Origin of the sequence: Nitrosomonas sp. (assembly GCF_019752415.1) — a bacterium.
In the GTDB taxonomy this organism is placed as follows: Bacteria; Pseudomonadota; Gammaproteobacteria; order Burkholderiales; family Nitrosomonadaceae; genus Nitrosomonas.
Genome location: NZ_JAIEME010000033.1, coordinates 1 through 17944 on the forward strand (window position 1 = coordinate 1; position 17944 = coordinate 17944).

General features: G+C 44.7%; 22 protein-coding genes and 2 pseudogenes. 16 read left to right on the forward strand and 8 right to left on the reverse strand.

Annotated features, from left to right (window positions below; translation table 11 throughout):
- Positions 1-142 precede the first annotated feature (142 nt).
- A complete protein-coding gene (locus K2P83_RS06005; protein WP_292927279.1) occupies positions 143-388 on the reverse strand; it encodes a hypothetical protein in 246 nt (81 codons plus the stop codon).
- Positions 389-854: 466 nt separating this feature from the next.
- Here K2P83_RS06005 and cheY point away from each other — a divergent pair, with 466 nt between their 5' ends.
- Both cheY and cheZ read left to right on the forward strand, forming a co-directional pair.
- Positions 855-1256, forward strand: coding sequence for a chemotaxis response regulator CheY (gene cheY / locus K2P83_RS06010; RefSeq protein ID WP_292927281.1), 402 nt, complete (start codon positions 855-857; stop codon positions 1254-1256).
- Positions 1257-1297: 41 nt separating this feature from the next.
- Positions 1298-2056, forward strand: a complete 759-nt coding sequence (cheZ, locus tag K2P83_RS06015; RefSeq protein WP_292927283.1) for a protein phosphatase CheZ — start codon at positions 1298-1300, stop codon at positions 2054-2056.
- Positions 2057-2258: 202 nt separating this feature from the next.
- On the opposite strand, the gene K2P83_RS06020 is transcribed toward cheZ, so the two are convergent.
- Positions 2259-2429 (reverse strand): hypothetical protein, encoded by a 171-nt coding sequence (locus tag K2P83_RS06020; protein ID WP_292927285.1) that lies wholly within the window; start codon positions 2427-2429, stop codon positions 2259-2261.
- A gap of 204 nt (positions 2430-2633) precedes the next feature.
- Here K2P83_RS06020 and K2P83_RS06025 point away from each other — a divergent pair, with 204 nt between their 5' ends.
- From K2P83_RS06025 to K2P83_RS06035, 3 genes are all read left to right on the forward strand, one after another.
- Positions 2634-3215, forward strand: coding sequence for a DUF2780 domain-containing protein (locus tag K2P83_RS06025; RefSeq protein ID WP_292927287.1), 582 nt, complete (start codon positions 2634-2636; stop codon positions 3213-3215).
- Between the two features lie 92 nt (positions 3216-3307).
- Entirely contained in the window at positions 3308-3736 is a 429-nt protein-coding gene (gene tnpA, locus K2P83_RS06030; protein WP_292927289.1) for an IS200/IS605 family transposase, read from the forward strand.
- Positions 3737-4426: 690 nt separating this feature from the next.
- Positions 4427-4600 carry a hypothetical protein gene (locus K2P83_RS06035; protein ID WP_292927291.1) on the forward strand — a complete coding sequence of 58 codons (174 nt, stop codon included), beginning with the start codon at positions 4427-4429 and terminating at the stop codon, positions 4598-4600.
- Between the two features lie 681 nt (positions 4601-5281).
- Here the strand turns inward: K2P83_RS06035 and K2P83_RS06040 are convergent.
- The 4 genes from K2P83_RS06040 to K2P83_RS06055 all read right to left on the reverse strand — a co-directional run bounded on the left by K2P83_RS06040 (position 5282) and on the right by K2P83_RS06055 (position 8742).
- Complete coding sequence (locus K2P83_RS06040; protein ID WP_292927293.1) at positions 5282-6130, reverse strand: HDOD domain-containing protein; 849 nt, start codon at positions 6128-6130, stop codon at positions 5282-5284.
- Between the two features lie 150 nt (positions 6131-6280).
- Positions 6281-7117, reverse strand: coding sequence for an indole-3-glycerol phosphate synthase TrpC (trpC, locus tag K2P83_RS06045; protein ID WP_292927295.1), 837 nt, complete (start codon positions 7115-7117; stop codon positions 6281-6283).
- Between the two features lie 7 nt (positions 7118-7124).
- A complete protein-coding gene (trpD, locus tag K2P83_RS06050; RefSeq protein ID WP_292927297.1) occupies positions 7125-8150 on the reverse strand; it encodes an anthranilate phosphoribosyltransferase in 1026 nt (341 codons plus the stop codon).
- A 28-nt stretch (positions 8151-8178) separates the two neighbouring features.
- Positions 8179-8742: an aminodeoxychorismate/anthranilate synthase component II gene (locus K2P83_RS06055; protein ID WP_292927299.1), complete on the reverse strand. Its 564-nt coding sequence runs from the start codon at positions 8740-8742 to the stop codon at positions 8179-8181.
- A 317-nt stretch (positions 8743-9059) separates the two neighbouring features.
- Between K2P83_RS06055 and rpsF the strand changes: the two genes are divergently transcribed.
- From rpsF to K2P83_RS06085, 6 genes are all read left to right on the forward strand, one after another.
- The gene (gene rpsF / locus K2P83_RS06060) at positions 9060-9473 is read left to right on the forward strand and encodes a 30S ribosomal protein S6 (RefSeq protein WP_292927301.1); all 414 of its coding nucleotides are present in this window, start codon (positions 9060-9062) and stop codon (positions 9471-9473) included.
- Positions 9474-9485: 12 nt separating this feature from the next.
- Complete coding sequence (priB, locus tag K2P83_RS06065; RefSeq protein ID WP_292927303.1) at positions 9486-9782, forward strand: primosomal replication protein N; 297 nt, start codon at positions 9486-9488, stop codon at positions 9780-9782.
- A gap of 19 nt (positions 9783-9801) precedes the next feature.
- The gene (gene rpsR / locus K2P83_RS06070; RefSeq protein WP_292927305.1) at positions 9802-10083 is read left to right on the forward strand and encodes a 30S ribosomal protein S18; all 282 of its coding nucleotides are present in this window, start codon (positions 9802-9804) and stop codon (positions 10081-10083) included.
- Positions 10084-10094: 11 nt separating this feature from the next.
- Positions 10095-10550 carry a 50S ribosomal protein L9 gene (rplI, locus tag K2P83_RS06075; RefSeq protein ID WP_292927307.1) on the forward strand — a complete coding sequence of 152 codons (456 nt, stop codon included), beginning with the start codon at positions 10095-10097 and terminating at the stop codon, positions 10548-10550.
- A gap of 117 nt (positions 10551-10667) precedes the next feature.
- Complete coding sequence (dnaB, locus tag K2P83_RS06080; RefSeq protein WP_292927309.1) at positions 10668-12053, forward strand: replicative DNA helicase; 1386 nt, start codon at positions 10668-10670, stop codon at positions 12051-12053.
- Positions 12031-13260, forward strand: a complete 1230-nt coding sequence (locus K2P83_RS06085; RefSeq protein WP_292927311.1) for a hypothetical protein — start codon at positions 12031-12033, stop codon at positions 13258-13260. The genes dnaB and K2P83_RS06085 overlap by 23 nt, the downstream gene beginning before the upstream one ends.
- Positions 13261-13432: 172 nt before the next feature.
- Here the strand turns inward: K2P83_RS06085 and K2P83_RS06090 are convergent.
- Together K2P83_RS06090 and K2P83_RS06095 are read right to left on the reverse strand one after the other, a co-directional pair.
- Positions 13433-13888: pseudogene (locus K2P83_RS06090) on the reverse strand (IS6 family transposase); the annotation flags it as partial.
- A 93-nt stretch (positions 13889-13981) separates the two neighbouring features.
- Positions 13982-14224: pseudogene (locus K2P83_RS06095) on the reverse strand (IS6 family transposase); the annotation flags it as partial.
- A 46-nt stretch (positions 14225-14270) separates the two neighbouring features.
- On the opposite strand from K2P83_RS06095, the gene K2P83_RS06100 reads away from it, so the two are divergent.
- From K2P83_RS06100 to K2P83_RS06120, 5 genes are all read left to right on the forward strand, one after another.
- Complete coding sequence (locus tag K2P83_RS06100; RefSeq protein ID WP_292927313.1) at positions 14271-14474, forward strand: hypothetical protein; 204 nt, start codon at positions 14271-14273, stop codon at positions 14472-14474.
- Position 14475: 1 nt separating this feature from the next.
- On the forward strand, positions 14476-15444 hold the full coding sequence (locus tag K2P83_RS06105) for a 2-hydroxyacid dehydrogenase (RefSeq protein WP_292927315.1): 969 nt from the start codon (positions 14476-14478) through the stop codon (positions 15442-15444).
- A 31-nt stretch (positions 15445-15475) separates the two neighbouring features.
- Entirely contained in the window at positions 15476-15808 is a 333-nt protein-coding gene (locus tag K2P83_RS06110) for an SMR family transporter (RefSeq protein WP_292927317.1), read from the forward strand.
- Between the two features lie 135 nt (positions 15809-15943).
- On the forward strand, positions 15944-16492 hold the full coding sequence (gene greB / locus K2P83_RS06115; RefSeq protein WP_292927319.1) for a transcription elongation factor GreB: 549 nt from the start codon (positions 15944-15946) through the stop codon (positions 16490-16492).
- Positions 16493-16573: 81 nt separating this feature from the next.
- Complete coding sequence (locus K2P83_RS06120; RefSeq protein WP_292927321.1) at positions 16574-17839, forward strand: hypothetical protein; 1266 nt, start codon at positions 16574-16576, stop codon at positions 17837-17839.
- Positions 17840-17944: the final 105 nt, after the last annotated feature.

The window sequence follows — 17944 nt, forward strand, 5'->3', positions numbered from 1 at the left end:
GAAAAGGTTGCCCAGATTGTATGTTAGTAGGCAGGTACAATCGCAGTCATAGGACAAATGCGCCTTCTGAGCCGATAATGATCAATGAAAGTGATTGTTCGCGTGATTTCAGCATGGAAATGACTAAAAAATATCGCAATACTCACAAAAAAATCAGAAATTGTAACGAGTTTGATAATTCGTTGAATTTTGCAAAGGTCTCCCGCAATGTTTGCGGGTAGGTGAATATCGCAAGTTCTAGGTTGAAACTGTCCCTGAAAACAAATCCGGTAAAATAAATTTTCTCCACGTGCCCTGCACCTATACCTGTGGCAAGACCACGGGGAATCGCAAGTTCAATGCGTAGCCATTGTGCCACCAGACCGCCGGTCCACGACATAAACTCCATGAGTTGTGCGAACAGCGTTTTTCCAAAATTTATAGACCACCTCCAGAAGGCTCAACTTCTGGAGATTACTCGAACCTGAATTTGCGAAATATGATTTCAAATCGGCACCAAAAAGATTTCTCTGCAATCCTTGTCAATATTGAGATCTATCGTTTCAACAGCTAATTTAACCGAGCACTACTGAAAATTGAGTAAAGATTAAATCAATATATTTCTAAAATTTTCTTAATTAACCCTCTAACTCTCCGTAACACAGGCAACCCCATTAGCAGTAAAAAATATTAACCTAATCGTAAAGCTACATGCTTCATATTATTAAAATATTCTTAAGATTAAATCTAAACTTTCATGATCGACTGCCGTAAAAACAACGGCAAGATGAAAACTACACGAGCAATTTGCTTAATAAATCATAAATCAAAGCAATCCTAGTAATAGAAAAAATACAGTTTAAACGGAGAAAAGAATGGCTGACAAAAATATGAAATTCTTGGTAGTGGATGATTTCTCTACTATGCGTAGAATCGTACGCAATCTTCTAAAAGAACTTGGTTTTGTCAATGTTGATGAAGCTGAAGATGGCGCAGTTGCTCTTCGTAAGCTACAGGACGGTGATTTTGACTTTATTGTGTCGGATTGGAATATGCCCAACATGGACGGATTGACCATGCTTAAGAATGTACGCGCCAACGAGGCATTGAAAAAAATTCCCGTGCTCATGGTAACTGCCGAAGCAAAGAAAGAAAATATCGTAGCTGCAGCTCAAGCTGGAGCAAGCGGCTATATCGTAAAGCCTTTCACCGCAGCGACACTTGAAGAGAAATTAAATAAAATTTTCCAGAATATGGAAAGTAAAGCAGCTGTTTAAATGTACATTATCTCTTTTCATAACAAACTACCGAGTCCAAAATGAATACAAAACGTCTTATGAAAACAAAAGCTGATGATGCTTCTCCAGAAACAACCAATTCAAAATCTAAAAAATCTATTCAATTAGCTGATACGTCACCCACACCCGCTATGAAGGCGATTGATGAAAATGAATTAATAACAACTGATAAGAAAGTTATTGATCAGATTGGGCAGATGACCCGAAACTTACACGACAGTTTACGTGAACTCGGGTATGACAAACGCCTGGAATCGTTTGCAGCTGAAGCACCCGAAGCACAGGATAAGCTAGCCTATATTGCCACCAAAACTGAACAAGCGGCTGAGCGCACACTAAATGCTACCGAGATTGCAATGCCGATTCAAGAAAAACTCTCTGCAGGTGCAATTAATTTATCTGAACAATGGAAACAAGCTCTTGAGATGCATCAATCTAATCCGGATACAGAAAAATTCAAAACATTATTAATCGATACACTTCAGTACCTCGATAAGGTTCCTGAGCAAACTAATGCAACGAATACACAATTGCTAGAAATCATGATGGCACAAGACTTTCAAGATCTGACAGGTCAGGTAATCAAAAAGGTTACGCACATGGTACAGAGTCTGGAGAAGGACCTCCTTGATTTATTACTTGCAAACGTGCCCACCAAGAAAAACATTGCTGTAGATGAAGGACTTCTCAATGGACCAGTCACTAACCCAGAGAAAAGAACTGATGTTGTATGCGATCAAGACCAAGTTGATGACTTGCTTGCGAGCCTTGGATTTTAAGCCGTGCGCCACTTCAGATTAATTTCATTTAAAAGGCCGCTGGAAAACTCGATACATTATTGTCTTGACCGAGGAGTCCACTATAAATATACTGCAAATAACCAGAAGAAAAAGAATAAGGCTGATCAATAACTGTCAGAAAATTGCAGATTCGGCTCAGCTACCAAAGGGTCTATCAGGGAATATTCTGTTCAGATAGACTCTATTTGCCAAGATACTGAATTTGACTTGCAACTCGGTTATTCTGGAAGGAACACCAGTCCTGCCAGACATTACGGGCTTCTTCTATGTCACTGAATGTCCAGAGTACTACACCATCTTCGGTCATCAAAGTTGCCATTTTATTAGGCCATTCTTTAATTAAGCAATACATCACTTTCTCCTGTGTATTAATAGTATCAACAAGCTTAATCTATTAATGTAAATATTTGATGACTGAAGTATGAAGAATATATGACAATGTGTATTTTATGCAGTACTCAGCGTTCATTGATAGCATCTTGACATTTACTTGAAATACATTTCATCTATATTTAACATTTATTATCCCCTATTTTCTTTGCATGGAGCAATTACAATGAGAAAAATTATTAATAATCAGATAATTGCATTAATATGGCTCATATTAATCATGGGCTGTGCAGCCACCAGCGGTCCAAATAACCCCTTGAGTACTGTAGACCGCGGCTTGTCAACGATAGAAAGTACAGCGCAAAGTGGCAAGCAAGTTCTTGATGCAGGTACGGCAGCTACCAGTACAACGGGTATTAACCAAATTAGCCTAGTTGATATTCTGGTTCACCGGTTAAACATATCACCCCAACAAGCATTAGGGGGAGCTGGAGCGATTTTCCAGATGGCTCAGGGGAGTATGAATCCACAAGCGTTCGCTACATTATCTAAATCCGTTCCTGGAATGGATAGCATGCTGAATGCAGCTCCTGCTATGTCAAATTTATCAGGTGGCTTATCTTCTCTAATGGGAGAGAATAATAATTCGTTGGGCAACGTAACTGCACTCGCTGCATCATTCCAACAATTGAATCTTTCTCCTGACATGGTAAACCAATTTATTCCCATCATAACCAACTACGTTAGTAAAACAAGCGGGCAAGCAACGGCCAATCTGTTGCAATCCGCTTTAATTAATAGCAGGTAAACCCCCGGCTTTGCCGGGGGACTCCCAAAGGTTTGACCGTTACGGCAGTTGTCGTAACGTTCTCGTTTCAACCACGAGACGAGGAGTCAAAGATGAAGGAGTACCAAAGTTTTAGCCATACGCGCTGGGATTGTAAATATCATGTGGCATTTATTCCGAAGCGGCGAAAGAAACTGATATTTGGCAAGCTCAGGAAGCATATAGGGGAAGTGTTGCACGATCTGGCAAATCAGAAGGAAAGCGCGATTGTGGAAGGCCATTTGATGCTGGATCACATTCACCTGTATATAAGTCTTCCACCCAAGTACTCGGTGTCGCATGTAGTAGGTTTTATCAAAGGTAAAAGTGCGATAGCAATAGCGCGCCAATTGGGTAGAGGAAAGAATTTCACGGGAGAAAGTTTCTGGGCTCGTGGGTATTTTGTATCCACGGTTGGGCTGGACGAGGAGATGGTCAGAGCGTATATCCGAGATCAGGAAAAGGAAGATGAACGTTATGATCAGTTGAAATTGGGTATGTAGGTGCCGCTTTAGCGGCTCGCAAACAGCCCCTTTGAGTGTCTCCAGCGATAAGCCTCCGGCTCTGCCGGAGGTAATTTAACTGGATACCGAGCACAACCCTCAATTCTCTACAGCTTTCGATCTGAAGTACCGATCAGTTCTTTTCTTTCATAAACATCTCCAAAAAAAGTTTTGTCGGATTATTAAAAAACGGAAGTAGTTTCCACTAACTCAACAGAAGATCCTCAAGAAACAAAACGGGACTTAAACTTACTACGTCTATGACTGATTAATTGTTGGTTAAATAAGCGGGTATTCCTGATAGTGTAAGAATTTGACAGCACTTCCCAAAAACATAAATTTAAAACATGCATAAATATTGAATTTCAGCATGTTATGCGGTTGACCCTCCCGAATTGATTGTATCAAGACATAGCAAGCATCTTTTGACATATCATCAAATGCTTACTGATGTCGCAGCCCGTAATGCCCAATTTTCTGACAAACCGTATAAAAATAAGTGACAATGGTGGACTGTATTTGCTGGTAAGCAAAAGACTTTTGTTTTTTTGCGCTTCGGTGAACCACGCCATGCCGAATGGGCAGAAATTGACTTTGACAAGCCAGAATGGCATATACCTGGCCAAAAAATGAAAATGAAAATGAAAGAGCCTCATATCATCAAGCTCTCAGTCCATCCATTAACTGGCGATGGTCAATATATTTTCCCAGCATACGCCCGACGCGCCCGGCCAGTCTGAGAATACCATCAGTGCAGCCTTGCGGTGCATGGGATATGAAAAAGATGAAATAGCCGGACACGGTTTCCGCAGCATGGCTAGCACACTATTTCATGAACATGACTGGTCGCGTGGAAGCGATTAGCGGTAATTAGCCAACGCGAACGCAATAAGGTAGGTAGTGCACGTTAACTACATTGAATACTTACCCAAACGCAAAAAAATGATGCGCTGGTGGGCGGATTATCTGGATGAATTGGCGGCCGGTGCCAAAGTAGTCAGTTTTCAAAAGACTTGATTGAGTTTAACTGCGCCTAGTCCGACGAAGCGAACACCGGAAGCCTTGCTCGGGCTGGAGTGTTTTTCTTTTTTATGGAATTGTGCAACAGGGATACGATGACTAAAGAAATTGAATTAAGGAAACACTGATTAACTGCTTGCACGAGCGAATCGCTTCCTCGCCTATCTGATTGATATGTCTCGATTGCTGTGTTCCGTGCGCCTCGCACTTCATCACGTTCGTCGAATTAATCAGCATTTCCTTAAGACTGCAAGAACAATAAAACGAATTAATTAGTAAAGATTTGATATGTCATCCAGTGAAATTATCTTCATTAGCTAAGGTTTCAGAGTTAAGAAAATCCATAAAATAAACTTAATTCTTTGGTTAGAACAAGAAAGGGGATCTTACAAAGAGAATAATAATGGTTGTTTTGCAAACAACCAAAACAACTCATGAGACCGTGATGAATCATGGCACAAAAACGATAGAATTTCCAGAATCTCTGATTATTAACACAAATTTTCCATTTTCAGAAATGAGTTTTTAGGAAGGGTTATTTGATTCTTCATGTTGTTTGTGAGCGCCTACTATTGTCATGATATCCGCTGGTTGTAAGTGCAGGAGTTTGGCAATTCCTTCATAATCATCAGGTAAAGCTGCATCGTCCCATCCATTTGCGGAATGTCTAGCCAAATTGACAGCGAGGGTTACATTTCTTACGCGCTGTAGGTTTGAGCAATTATCATCCATTAAGGTAATTAGTAGTTTAGGTAACCTCCACTTAACCGCAAGCTCCAGTTGTAACTGATTAAGGGAGAAGCCAAAAATACTTTCTTGTGCTGTCACGCTACGAATTGTTTTGTCTGATTTTTGCAAGTGTTTGATCTTTAACATGTCATTTGGTGAAAAACACCACATGAGCATTTCAGCAATATCATGCAATAAAGCTGCGATACGGATTTCTTCAAAATGTAAATCATGTAAACGAACTGCCCAGTCAAAGGCATATGAAGAAGCAATATTTGCGCGATGAGCAGTTTTGAGTAAGTAAACGAGCGCGCTCATGTTGTCGCGTCCCAGAATTTCTTCAGCCAATGGTTTTGCTGATACCTTATTTAGCGTAGTTTCGAGGCCAAGTATCATGATCATTTGTTCTACTTCCACGACATCATGTTCTTGGCTACGATGTTTGTGCTGTTGTAGATAGCGTAGTAGCTTTACTGTCATTAACGGATCATACTTCACAACGTGAGCAATGCTGCGGGCACACATGTGTTGTTCATCTTGCTCCAGGGCTTGAAGATTACGAGCGGTTTGTTTTAGAACAGGAATTTCCGTTGTCGTGAGAAAATTTACCCACTCAGATAAACTTCTCTGTTTTGGTTGTGGCATATTGAACCCCAGGTTTGGAATAGTGTAGGTTTTTTTACGACAATTCCGGATAAATATTTAGGAAACAATAGGCTATCTGTATATAACTTATATGTTGATAATATTTTTTTGATTTAGGGAAGTTTTATTATAGAAAAATTAAATGTGAGATCAGAAGAACAATCGTTCTAATTCAATGCCTGGATCTTCAGCGCGCATGAAAGCTTCACCTACAAGAAATGCATTAACGCTATGACTGCGCATCAGTGCGACATCGGCAGAATTATGTATGCCGCTTTCTGTAACGATTATTTTGTTAGATGGAATTCGATTCAATAATTCCAGAGTGGTATTTAGAGATGTTTCAAAGGTTCGCAAGTTGCGATTATTGATCCCGATTAACGGTGTATTGAGCTGGAGTGCCATTTCTAGCTCATTTGCATCATGCACCTCAACCAGAACGGCCATTCCAAGCGAATTGGCGAGTTCTTCAAGCTTCAGCATTCGCACTATAGGTTCAATGTTTTCTAACAGAAAAACACTGACTATTAGCAAAATACAATCCGCATTCATAGCACGCGCTTCCACAACCTGATAATCCTCAAGAATGAAATCTTTGCGTAAAACTGGAAGCGGGCAGGCTGCTCGCGCCTCTTGCAAATATTCGGAGCTACCCATAAAGAATTGCTTATCAGTCAATACGGACAGACAGGCTGCACCGTGTTGCGCATAAGTATTGGCTATCTCAGCGGGCAGAAATTCAAACGATTGTGCACTAATGTCAGAGGAACGTCCGCGTAATATCCCTTTGCTGGGACTGGCTTGTTTGATTTCAGCAATAACAGCGGATTGTCCTGCAGTAATTTTGTTACGAATTGCTGCAACAAAATCACGCGGTGGGGATACGGATTGGGCCTCTAGGAGTAATAATGGGAAGGGCTTTAATGCCGTGGCAGCAATAATTTCTTGTTTTTTTACTGTAAGGATTTTCTTTAAAATATCGGACATTTTGCGATTAAACAGAATTTTTGTTCGTAAATTCCACTAGTTCATGAAGTTTTTTGAGTGCCGCGCCACTTTCTATTGCCCAATGCGCTGTTTTTATGCCCTGTTCGAGGGAATCCGCAATACCGGAAACATATATTGCAGCGCCAGCATTCATCAGAACAATATCACGTGCAGGACCGGCAACGTTCTCCAGAACTGAAAGCAACATTGTTTTTGCATGTTCACTATTCGTAACCCGGATAGTCTCGATGGCGTATGTTTTTAGACTAAAATCCTCTGGTCTGACGGCATATGCCGCTACTTTGCCATTTTTCAATTCGCCGACATTGGTTTCGCCCGTTATCGTAATTTCATCTAATCCATCTTTGCCGTGCACGATCAGCACATGCTCACTGCCCAGTAGCTGCAGCACATGCGCCAAGGTTGTAACCAGGTCTTCATTGAATACACCCAATACTTGTCTTTTGGCATTGGCAGGATTTGTCAGCGGTCCAAGAATGTTGAACAATGTTTTGATGCCTAATTCGCGCCGTACCGGAGCAGCATGTTTCATGGCGGCGTGGTAATTTGGAGCAAACATGAAGCCAACGCCAATGTCGCGGATGCTTTGAGAGACCTGTTGCGGCGTTTGATTTAAATTAACACCGAACCCTTCAAGTACATCAGCACTTCCCGACTTACTCGAAACCGATCTGCCGCCGTGCTTGGCGACGCGGGCTCCCGCAGCTGCCGCGACAAATGCTGATGCGGTTGAAATATTAAATGTATGTGCAGAATCTCCACCTGTGCCACAAGTATCTACCAAATGCGTGTTATCGGGGATATCAACTTTAGTTGCGAATTCACGCATCACTTGAGCTGCCGCAGCTATCTCTCCGATTGTTTCTTTTTTTACCCGGAGACCGGTAATAATCGCAGCGATTAGAACAGGTGAGATTTCTCCTTGCATGATTTGCCGCATCAATGAAACCATTTCATCATGTGCTATTTCTTGATGAGCAATAATGCGGTGTAACGCTTCTTGTGGGGTCATTAAATTACCTTTTTTCAACCTGGGCTAATTAGCGATTCAGAAAATTCTCGAGCATTTTATGTCCATGTTCGCTCAAAATAGACTCAGGATGAAATTGAATTCCTTCGATTGCGAGTGTTTTATGACGGATACCCATAATTTCATCATCTTCCGTCCACGCTGTGATTTCCAGGCAATCAGGAAGTGAGGAGCGCTCAACAACCAGGGAGTGGTAGCGTGTTGCAATAAACGGATTGGGCAAATCCCGGAAAACACCGATATTATGATGAAAAATGGGCGATGTTTTACCGTGCATGAGCTGTTTTGCATGAATAATGCGGCCGCCGAATGCTTGCCCGATGCTTTGATGCCCAAGACAAACCCCTAAAACTGGAATATTCTGACTGAACTGATTAATCACTGACAGCGATACACCTGCTTCATTAGGAGTGCAGGGTCCTGGGGAAATCACTATTCGTTCGGGGCTCAGTTGTGAGATTTTATCCAGAGCGATTTCATCATTCCGGTATACAACAACCTTTTCACCCAATTCGGAGAAATATTGCACCAAGTTATAGGTAAAAGAATCGTAGTTATCAATCATTAGCAACATATATTTTTACGCTTTGTTTGTGGGCGCTATTGTTTAAATACTTCTGTGAAAATTTTATCAAATGACAGGTTATTGAACAGAGCAAGCAAATTTTACCAGTTCAATGGACATGAGTGTTACTTCATCTTTTATTGTGAATTGGTTATTTTACGTGAGACATTGATCCGAAGCGTTGAAGCATCTGAATTTATCACTGCCAACTAATATCAATTAATTGAACATTATTTGATATTGCCTTATTAATTCAGTAAAATTAAATGTTTTTCAACCTTGTCTCACTATCCTAATTGATAGGAGGCTTTATCCATAAGGAATCTATGCGACATTACGAAATAGTTTTTATTGTTCATCCTGATCAGAGTGAGCAAGTACCTGCAATGATCGAACGTTATCGCGGCATTGTAACCGCAAAAAATGGCACAATTCATCGCGTGGAAGATTGGGGGCGCCGCCAGCTTGCCTATCTGATTCAGAAAGTTCATAAAGCGCATTATGTATTAATGAATATTGAGTGCGATCAAGAAACTCTGAATGACTTAGATCACGCGTTTAAATTCAGTGATGCTATCCTGCGGCACTTAACCATCAAGACCAAGGGACCGGTCACAGAGCAGTCACCAATGATGCGCCAAGAAGAAAGATCCGGTTCTGCGAGCTTGCATGTCCCAGATGCAGTTGCTGATGAAGTAGAGCCTGATGAGGTGGCTGAAGAATCGAGCACCCCCGCATAAACTTAGTAGCAATTGGATTGTAATCAAACAATTATTTGTGGAAGGATAGCTAAGCTAGGGGTTTTGCGCTACACACCTGCTGGTGTTGCTGTGATTGAGTTTACAATCAATCATGTATCGCGACAAAAGGAAGCGGGCGTAGCTCGACAAATAATATTTGATATTCTTGCAGTAGCATTGGGACAACTGGCTTTGACTGTTGCCGAGTTTAAGATTAACAATACGGTTAAACTCACCGGATTTATCAATAGAAGAAGCCATTTGAATCATCAATTAGTATTGCATACCGATCATATAGAACTTATTTAATCAGTTAATAGGAATTAAAATGGCACGTTTTACAAGACGTAAAGACAGTAAAGATAAAGAAAGAGAAAAAAAAGTTAATCGTCCTTTATTTAAGCGCAAAAAGTTTTGCCGTTTTACTGCGGAAGGCATAAAGAATGTTGATTATAAAGACATTGATATATTAAAAGACTTTGTGAATGAAAACGGGAAGATAATCCCGGCACGTATTACCGGTACGACATCTTTTTATCAGCGCCAACTGGGTACAGCGATAGAGCGAGCTCGTTTTTTAGCATTATTACCTTACACTGATCGTCATTAAGGAGTAATGATATGCAGATCATTCTGATGGAAAAGGTTGCCAATTTAGGTCAATTGGGTGACATTGTTAATGTTAAAAGCGGATTTGCGCGTAATTATCTGATCCCGCAAGGAAAGGCAAAACGTGCCACTGAACAGGCTATTGCGGAGTTTCAATCCAAACGTGCCGAACTTGAAAAAGTACAAGCAGCAGCTTTAGCGGCTGCTCAGGCAATGGCTGCGAAATTAGATGGATTATTAGTGCAAATTAGCCAGAAAGCCGGCAGCGATGGTAAATTGTTCGGTTCCGTGACTAATGCAAATATCGCTGAGGCACTCAGCGGGCAGGGTTTTGCAATTGAAAGAGCCATGATCCGTATGCCGAATGGTCAATTAAAACAAGTTGGCGATTATCCTTTGACAATTTCTCTGCACAGCGATGTTTCAGCCCATATTACTGTTTCGGTATTAGGCGAGGCAATGCTCTGATAGTGCAATTGTAAGCGCACTCGTTTTTAAAAAGGACTATTCCGGTAGTCCTTTTTCATTTGTTCTTCAGCAAGTGATAGAATCAAATATCACTGTTGTGCTTCTATACGGATACCCATGGCGTCAACTCTCAGCATCAATCAGGATCAGCCCATAGATTCCTATAAAACGCCCCCTCACTCTATTGAAAGTGAGCAGTCTGTTTTGGGTGGATTGATGCTGGATAATCATGCCTGGGAGAAAGTCGCTGATGTCATTACGGATAGCGATTTTTATCGGCAGGATCATCGTCTGATCTATCATCATATTTGTAAATTGATAGAACACAACAAACCCGCTGATGTCATCACGGTGGCAGAATCCCTGGAAATATCGGCTGAGCTTCAGAAAATCGGCGGACTTGCCTATATTGGCGCCATTGTACAAAACACCCCTTCTGCGGCAAATATAAAACGCTATGCGGAAATTGTCCGTGAACGTTCAATTATGCGTAATCTGGCACAGATCGGTGTCCAGATCACGGATTCTGCATATAGTCCGGCCGGACGCTCTGCAGCGGATTTGCTCGATGAAGCTGAAAAGAAAGTCTTTGAAATTGCCGAAGAAGGCGCTCGCGGTAAAGAAGGTTTTATGGATATTCAACCGCTTCTGAAACAAGTGGTTGAAAGGATAGAGTTACTCTACAGTCAGGATAATCCAAGCAATGTTACCGGCATTGCTTCGGGCTTTCACGACCTTGATCAAAAGACATCCGGATTTCAACCTGGAGATCTGATCATAGTGGCGGGTCGGCCATCCATGGGTAAAACGGCCTTCTCACTGAATATTGCCGAGCATGTTGCGCTGGAATTGCACAAACCGGTCGCCGTGTTCAGTATGGAAATGGGAGGGGCCCAACTTGCCATGCGTATGCTGGGATCGGTCGGAAAGCTGGATCAGCATAAGGTACGTACCGGCCGCCTGGAAGATGCGGATTGGCCCAAGTTGACGCATGCGTTAGGCAAACTGAACGAAGCGCCGATTTTCATTGATGAATCTGCGGCACTGAATGCTTTGGAACTCAGGGCACGCGCCAGGCGGCTCTACCGCCAGCATGGGGAACTGGGTCTGATTGTGGTGGACTATTTGCAGCTCATGTCTTCCAGCAGCCAAGGGGAGAATCGCGCCACGGAAATTTCAGAAATATCGCGCGCATTAAAAGGATTGGCCAAAGAATTGAAAGTGCCGGTCATCGCGTTATCTCAGCTTAATCGCAGTCTTGAGCAACGCCCCAACAAGCGTCCGGTTATGTCGGATTTGCGCGAATCTGGTGCGATCGAACAAGACGCCGATGTCATTCTTTTTATTTACCGGGATGAAGTGTATAACCCGGATTCTCCAGACAAAGGTATTGCAGAAATTATCATTGGTAAACAGCGTAATGGCCCGATCGGAAAAGTCGATTTAACTTTCCTGGGTGAATATACCCGTTTTGAAAGCCATGCCCGCCCAGAATATTATTAACTGGATCTTTTCGCGGTATTTGCTGCGATTGTTACCGTGCGTCTTGATCCTGGGTGTCCTTACCGGTTGTGTCTCACCGATGGCGCTGAATCGCGCCGTAATCGCTTATGATGATGCCGTCACTGACGCCATATCGCAACAGTTACTGATCAATATCGTGCGTGCGCATCACCGCCATCCGGTTCATTTCACCGGCGTTTCAAATATTGCAGCCACTTTCACCTTCCATGCGAATGCCGGTGCGACACCCGCATTGGGAGGGCTAGCCGGAGCGACCATGTTACCGATTTTTGGCGGTGGTGTTTCAGAAAGTCCCACCATCAGTATCGTTCCGATAGAAGGAGAAGATTTCACCAAGCGGTTGCTTACGCCGTTTCCACAAAGCAAATTGACGTTGCTGCTGCGTCAGCGCTTTGATGTCGACCTGTTATTACGGATGATGGCGCAGGAAGTGCGTTTGCTAAATGTTGCCGAGCAGCATAGCAGTTACCGCAATAGCCCGTCAGATAAAACCGGTTACGAGATGTTTCGTCGCGTGGTACTGCATCTTTCTGCGATTCAAGATAAAAATGAATTATATGTAGAACCCTTGCCGCTCATACAAACCTGGACCATCCCGGCTAACTCAATTGCAGCCGAAGGCTTCCAGGCGCTGCAAAAAGAATTTGTTGTACGCTACAACACGGAAGACAATACCTATACGCTGCGTAAACAAGTACCGGGGCCGACTTTAATCACCAACCACGATCCCAGCACGCTAACTGATGCAGAACGTGAGGCGTTGCATGATCTGGCGGGAGACTGGAATGTCAGCGATATTGCTTTTGATATCCGGCCCGACCACTACGGCGGGGAATGGCCTATCAGCGGTGTTTTCCGGCTAAGGAGTTTTCACTCAATTCTCGGTTTTCTCGGCAAAGCACTCGGTGAAGAGCCGGGATATCACGTCGAAAAAGATCCAAGAACACCGCCGATACTCTGGAACGAGAATCCTGACCGGACTATGGAGTTTGTGGTTTCAAACGCAACGCCTGCAGATGTCGATTTCTCAATCCGTTGGAATGATGGCCAGTATTATGCGGTGAATACCAAAGGCCCTTACGCCCGCTGGAACCGCGATGCCTTCCAGTTATTGTTCCTGTTGTTCCAAATGACCGTCACCGACATTCCGCGTGTCGGTGTGCCGAGTATTACGATCGCCAAGTAGTTTTTAGGGAAACCCTGAGTAATCTGTATTTGTCATTCCGAACGCAGTGAGGAATCTTCGGTAATCAACCCGATAGATTTCTCGCTATGCTCGAAATGGGGTTCTGTCGCATTAAGCGCAAAAACGCATATTTCGGATGAGCTGACATACCATCCCTTTAAACTAGGCGGATTTATTCTGCCAGCGCATAAAATTGCTCAGCAAAAGACATCTTGTCAGCTCCCTCCATCATCATCTGACCTTTGCGAATCATGTGCATTAGTTCGATACCAGCCAAGATGTTTTTAGCTGATTGAAAAGATTTGAATCCGAGCATTGGCTTCGTTATTCGCTTCACTGCTCGATGATCTTGTTCCACAATATTATTGAGATATTTGACCTGACGAACCACCATGGGCTTCTCTCTGTTGGCATTGATCTCATCAATCGCCGCTTTATTGGCGCCACTTTTATCCATCGTGACCTTTTCAGGAACGCCATTGGCTTGCATGGCTTTGTCAAAGAAGTGTTTAGCAGCGGCCTTATCGCGCTTGGTCGTTAATAGAAAGTCGATCGTTTTGCCATCCCTGTCTACAGCGCGATAGAGCTATTTCCAAACGCCTTTCACTTTAAGGAAACTCTGATTAAGTCCTTCGGCAGGCTTAGGACGAACGGTAATATATTGATTACGTTCGTGGTGAGCTTGTCGAACCATGAATGTAATCAACTTAATCAGAGATTCCTTAATGTAAGTCTCGTCCATCCGCCAGCTTCCACCAACCGGGCGCTTATACTTTCTGAAAATCTTTTCCAGTAATGATAGAAACCGGATCGCCCAACGGCTCACTGTAGAATGGTCAACCGTAACACCACGCTCCTCCATCATTTCTTCTAGGTGTCGGGAACTTAACGGATACGCCGCGTACCAACGGATGCAGACCAGAATCACCTCAATCGGAAATCGCATTCCATTTACAACCGGCATGTAACCTCACCATTTTTCGACGTCAACAGTCTACACGAATGTATCGATGACCTCGCTTAATGCGACAGAACCCTTGCTGGTAGGCGCGATCCAAATTCTTGCTGCGCGATCTCTGATTTCATTCCAAGCCAGTGCCATGCGTTCCTCAATGTTGTCTGTGACGATTTTGCCAGGCCCGATTCTACGTGATCCACCGGGAACGTTAAAGCATCGCTTGTGGTATGATTTTCGATCATCACTGGAGTATTGAAATGCGCGCTGTTTTTCTGGATTTTGGTTCCGTAACCCGCGGCGATATGGATTGCGCGGCATTGGAGCGGGCGATATCGCCATGGCAGTACTATCACGATTCTTCCGAGCAAGAAGTGTTGGAACGAATCCGCATGGCGGAGGTGATTGTCAGCAACAAGGTGTTTGTCAGCCGCACAACGATCGCTGCGGCGAAGCATCTGAAACTCATTTGCGTGGCGGCGACCGGGTACAACAATGTTGACCTCGTGGCCGCCGCCGAGCGCAACATTCCGGTATGCAACGTGCGCGGTTACGCCACGCCTTCGGTGGTGCAGCATGTGTTCATGCTGATGCTGAATCTGGCGCGCCATTTCGTCGACTATCAGGAACTGGTGCAACGCGGTGGCTGGCAAGAGAGCCGGTTTTTCTGTCCGCTGGATTTCGGCATTCAGGAGTTATCCGGAAAAACACTGGGGATCATCGGCTACGGCGAATTGGGTCATGCCGTGGCGCAAATCGCGCAAGCATTCGGCATGCAGGTGCTGATTGCGGAACACAAAGGTAAACCGCCGCGCTCCGGCAGAATGGCATTTGACGATGTGTTCCAGCAGGCGGATTTTATTACGCTGCATTGTCCTTTTTCGTCAGAAACCCATCATCTGATCAGCCGCCGGGAATTGGAGTTGATGAAACCTTCCGCGTATCTGATCAACACCGCGCGCGGCAAGCTGGTGCATGAAGCGGATTTGCTGCATTGCTTGTCCACAGGCCGGATTGCAGGTGCGGCCATCGATGTGATACAGGAAGAACCGCCGGGCAAGGATAACCCGATACTACAGCAACAACCGGAAAACCTGATTATCACGCCGCATGTCGCCTGGGCCAGCCGCGAATCCAGACAACGGCTATTAGATCAATTGGCAGGTAACATTAAAAACTTTTTTCAGCAGAAACCTTTTAATCAAATTACCGATGCGTTGGGTCAGTGACCTGTTACCGCAAAACACTGGAGTTATTACAATGCAGCACTGGATTTTTCTTTCTATCGCGATTGTCAGCGAAGTGATTGCGACTTCATGCCTGAAAGCGGCCGAGGGATTTACCCGCTTCTGGCCGTCGCTGGTGGTTGTGGTTGGCTATTTGCTGGCTTTTTATTTACTTTCCTTGACGCTTAAAACCATTCCGATCGGCGTAGCGTATGCGATCTGGTCCGGCATCGGAATAGTATTGATCGCGCTGAGCGGCTGGCTTTTTCTCGGACAATCGCTGGATACCCCCGCCGTGATCGGCCTAACCCTGATCGTTGCGGGGGTGATTGTTATTAATGTGTTTTCCCGTACCGTTGCGCACTGATTCAGCGGAAAAGCTAAGTGCAAGGTTTCTTCACATTATCGCAGAATATGCGCCTAATATGACAAGTTGTCTTGAATAGGTGGCTGAAGACCGCTATCTTAACGCCCTGTGTGTTTCTAATGAAGACCTATCAGTATGAGTAAAGCATTTACCAAGGAAAGCGAGGACGACGACGAGCTTGACGGAACGCCGAAATTACCGCAAGGCCTGAAGAACTATATTACCCCGGCTGGACATCAGCGATTGAAAGACGAGTTCGATCAGTTATGGAAAGTGGAACGCCCCGAGTTAGTTAAAACCATTACTTGGGCGGCTTCCAATGGTGATCGTTCGGAAAATGGCGATTATATTTATGGTAAAAGGCGCTTGCGTGAAATTGATCGCCGTCTGCGTTTCTTATCCAAACGTCTGGAAAATGCTGAAGTGGTCGACCCTGGCCAGCGCGGTGAATGCGATCAGGTGTTCTTCGGCGCCACCGTGACCGTCTGCAATGCGCAAGGGGATGAACATACCTACAGTATCGTCGGCCTGGACGAGGTAGATCCCGGTCGCGGCCGTATCAGTTGGATTTCCCCATTGGCTAAGGCGCTGCTCAAAGCGCGTGAGGGGGATACGGTGAGGCTGCACACACCGGGCGGCGTGGCAGAACTGGAAGTGGTGGAAATTTGTTACAAAGCGTTATGAGAATTAATTGTCACCACCATTGCGATTGACTCCTATTACTGACCTGACTGTTCAGTATTCATAAATCTCTGGGGATCTGGATTGATAAGATTCATCGCCTTTACATTCCTGTTGCTGCTGATCGCGGCCCCATTTGTGCTTGCCGGAATCCTTCATCTGGCGATGGCCGAGCAGCCCACGGTCAACCGTGCCGCAGAATTCACGCCGGTGCATATCGAGCGCGCCAAGCACATCATTAAAACGAATGATCCGCGCACGATGAAACCAGGTGTGCTGCGTACATTTACACTTTCGCAGGAAGAGGTTGACCTGACCATCAATTATCTTGCTAGCCACTATGCACGAGGCAGTTCTCGTATTATGCTACAGCCGGGCAAGGTGGAGTTCTACGCGAGCTTCGAACTTCCGCCCAATCCCTTTGGACGATTTCTGAACATCTCGGCAGTGCTGCATGAAACCGATGGGCTTCCAGTCTTTGATCAACTGCAGATCGGACAGTTATCGGTTCCGGGGTGGCTTGCAGATACGTTGCTCGAATACGCGCTAAAACTACTCAGCGTGCGTGAAGAGTACCAAATCGTGAGTGACACCATTAAGAAAATCAGTGTTGCGGATGGTCGATTCACCGTAACCTATGACTGGCAGGCAGACCTGCCGGATCGAATCAGAAGTATCCTGCTGCCGCACGAAGAACAGGCGCGATTGAAGGCTTATCAGGAGAGACTTGCCGAGAACGTCCGCAGCGGCTCCTCAGGTACGGCCGAGATGACGCTTGCAGATGTGATGGCGCCACTGTTCAGATTCGCCGCCGAACGCTCTGCAAATGGCGATGCCGTGGCGGAAAACCGTGCTGCAATCGTGGTGCTGGCGTTCTTTGTGAATGGTAAGGGGCTTAGGGTCATCGTGCCTGCTGCGCGAGACTGGCCACAACCACAATCACGCAGGGTGTTGTTGGACGGACGTGAGGATTTTTCTCAGCACTTTACGATATCCGCAGCGATCGCCGCCAATGCCGCCGCGCCGCTCTCGGATGCCATTGGGCTTTACAAAGAAATCGACGATTCACGCAGTGGCAGCGGGTTCAGCTTTAACGACGTTGCTGCCGACCGTGCTGGCACGCGCTTTGGCGAACTTGCAGTGAGCAACAAAGAATCTGCGCTGAAATTGCAGCGTCAGGTTGACGCAGGTATCCGCGATTCAGATATCCTGCCGAGAGTCGCGGATCTGCCGGAATTCATGCCGGAGACCGAGTTTAAGAAACGCTTTGGCGGCATCGACTCGCCCGCTTATAAACACATGATGGATGATATCGAAAGACGCATTGCCGCTTTGCCATTGTATTTCTGATTGGGAATGTATCCAGATAGAATGCGAGCATATCGCGTTGTTTCTTTCTATCTTGCAAAAATCATTATCGATATAAAACCACAGTCCATCTTTTCTTACAGAACG

Excerpts from the sequence above, each read along its gene's own strand:
- K2P83_RS06005 (WP_292927279.1), bottom strand. The coding sequence starts at position 388 with ATGGAGTTTATGTCGTGGACCGGCGGTCTGGTGGCACAATGGCTACGC.
- cheY (WP_292927281.1), top strand. The coding sequence starts at position 855 with ATGGCTGACAAAAATATGAAATTCTTGGTAGTGGATGATTTCTCTACT.
- cheZ (WP_292927283.1), top strand. The coding sequence starts at position 1,298 with ATGAATACAAAACGTCTTATGAAAACAAAAGCTGATGATGCTTCTCCA.
- K2P83_RS06020 (WP_292927285.1), bottom strand. The coding sequence starts at position 2,429 with ATGTATTGCTTAATTAAAGAATGGCCTAATAAAATGGCAACTTTGATG.
- K2P83_RS06025 (WP_292927287.1), top strand. The coding sequence starts at position 2,634 with ATGAGAAAAATTATTAATAATCAGATAATTGCATTAATATGGCTCATA.
- tnpA (WP_292927289.1), top strand. The coding sequence starts at position 3,308 with ATGAAGGAGTACCAAAGTTTTAGCCATACGCGCTGGGATTGTAAATAT.
- K2P83_RS06035 (WP_292927291.1), top strand. The coding sequence starts at position 4,427 with ATGGTCAATATATTTTCCCAGCATACGCCCGACGCGCCCGGCCAGTCT.
- K2P83_RS06040 (WP_292927293.1), bottom strand. The coding sequence starts at position 6,130 with ATGCCACAACCAAAACAGAGAAGTTTATCTGAGTGGGTAAATTTTCTC.
- trpC (WP_292927295.1), bottom strand. The coding sequence starts at position 7,117 with ATGTCCGATATTTTAAAGAAAATCCTTACAGTAAAAAAACAAGAAATT.
- trpD (WP_292927297.1), bottom strand. The coding sequence starts at position 8,150 with ATGACCCCACAAGAAGCGTTACACCGCATTATTGCTCATCAAGAAATA.
- K2P83_RS06055 (WP_292927299.1), bottom strand. The coding sequence starts at position 8,742 with ATGTTGCTAATGATTGATAACTACGATTCTTTTACCTATAACTTGGTG.
- rpsF (WP_292927301.1), top strand. The coding sequence starts at position 9,060 with ATGCGACATTACGAAATAGTTTTTATTGTTCATCCTGATCAGAGTGAG.
- rpsR (WP_292927305.1), top strand. The coding sequence starts at position 9,802 with ATGGCACGTTTTACAAGACGTAAAGACAGTAAAGATAAAGAAAGAGAA.
- rplI (WP_292927307.1), top strand. The coding sequence starts at position 10,095 with ATGCAGATCATTCTGATGGAAAAGGTTGCCAATTTAGGTCAATTGGGT.
- dnaB (WP_292927309.1), top strand. The coding sequence starts at position 10,668 with ATGGCGTCAACTCTCAGCATCAATCAGGATCAGCCCATAGATTCCTAT.
- K2P83_RS06085 (WP_292927311.1), top strand. The coding sequence starts at position 12,031 with ATGCCCGCCCAGAATATTATTAACTGGATCTTTTCGCGGTATTTGCTG.
- K2P83_RS06100 (WP_292927313.1), top strand. The coding sequence starts at position 14,271 with ATGACCTCGCTTAATGCGACAGAACCCTTGCTGGTAGGCGCGATCCAA.
- K2P83_RS06105 (WP_292927315.1), top strand. The coding sequence starts at position 14,476 with ATGCGCGCTGTTTTTCTGGATTTTGGTTCCGTAACCCGCGGCGATATG.
- K2P83_RS06110 (WP_292927317.1), top strand. The coding sequence starts at position 15,476 with ATGCAGCACTGGATTTTTCTTTCTATCGCGATTGTCAGCGAAGTGATT.
- greB (WP_292927319.1), top strand. The coding sequence starts at position 15,944 with ATGAGTAAAGCATTTACCAAGGAAAGCGAGGACGACGACGAGCTTGAC.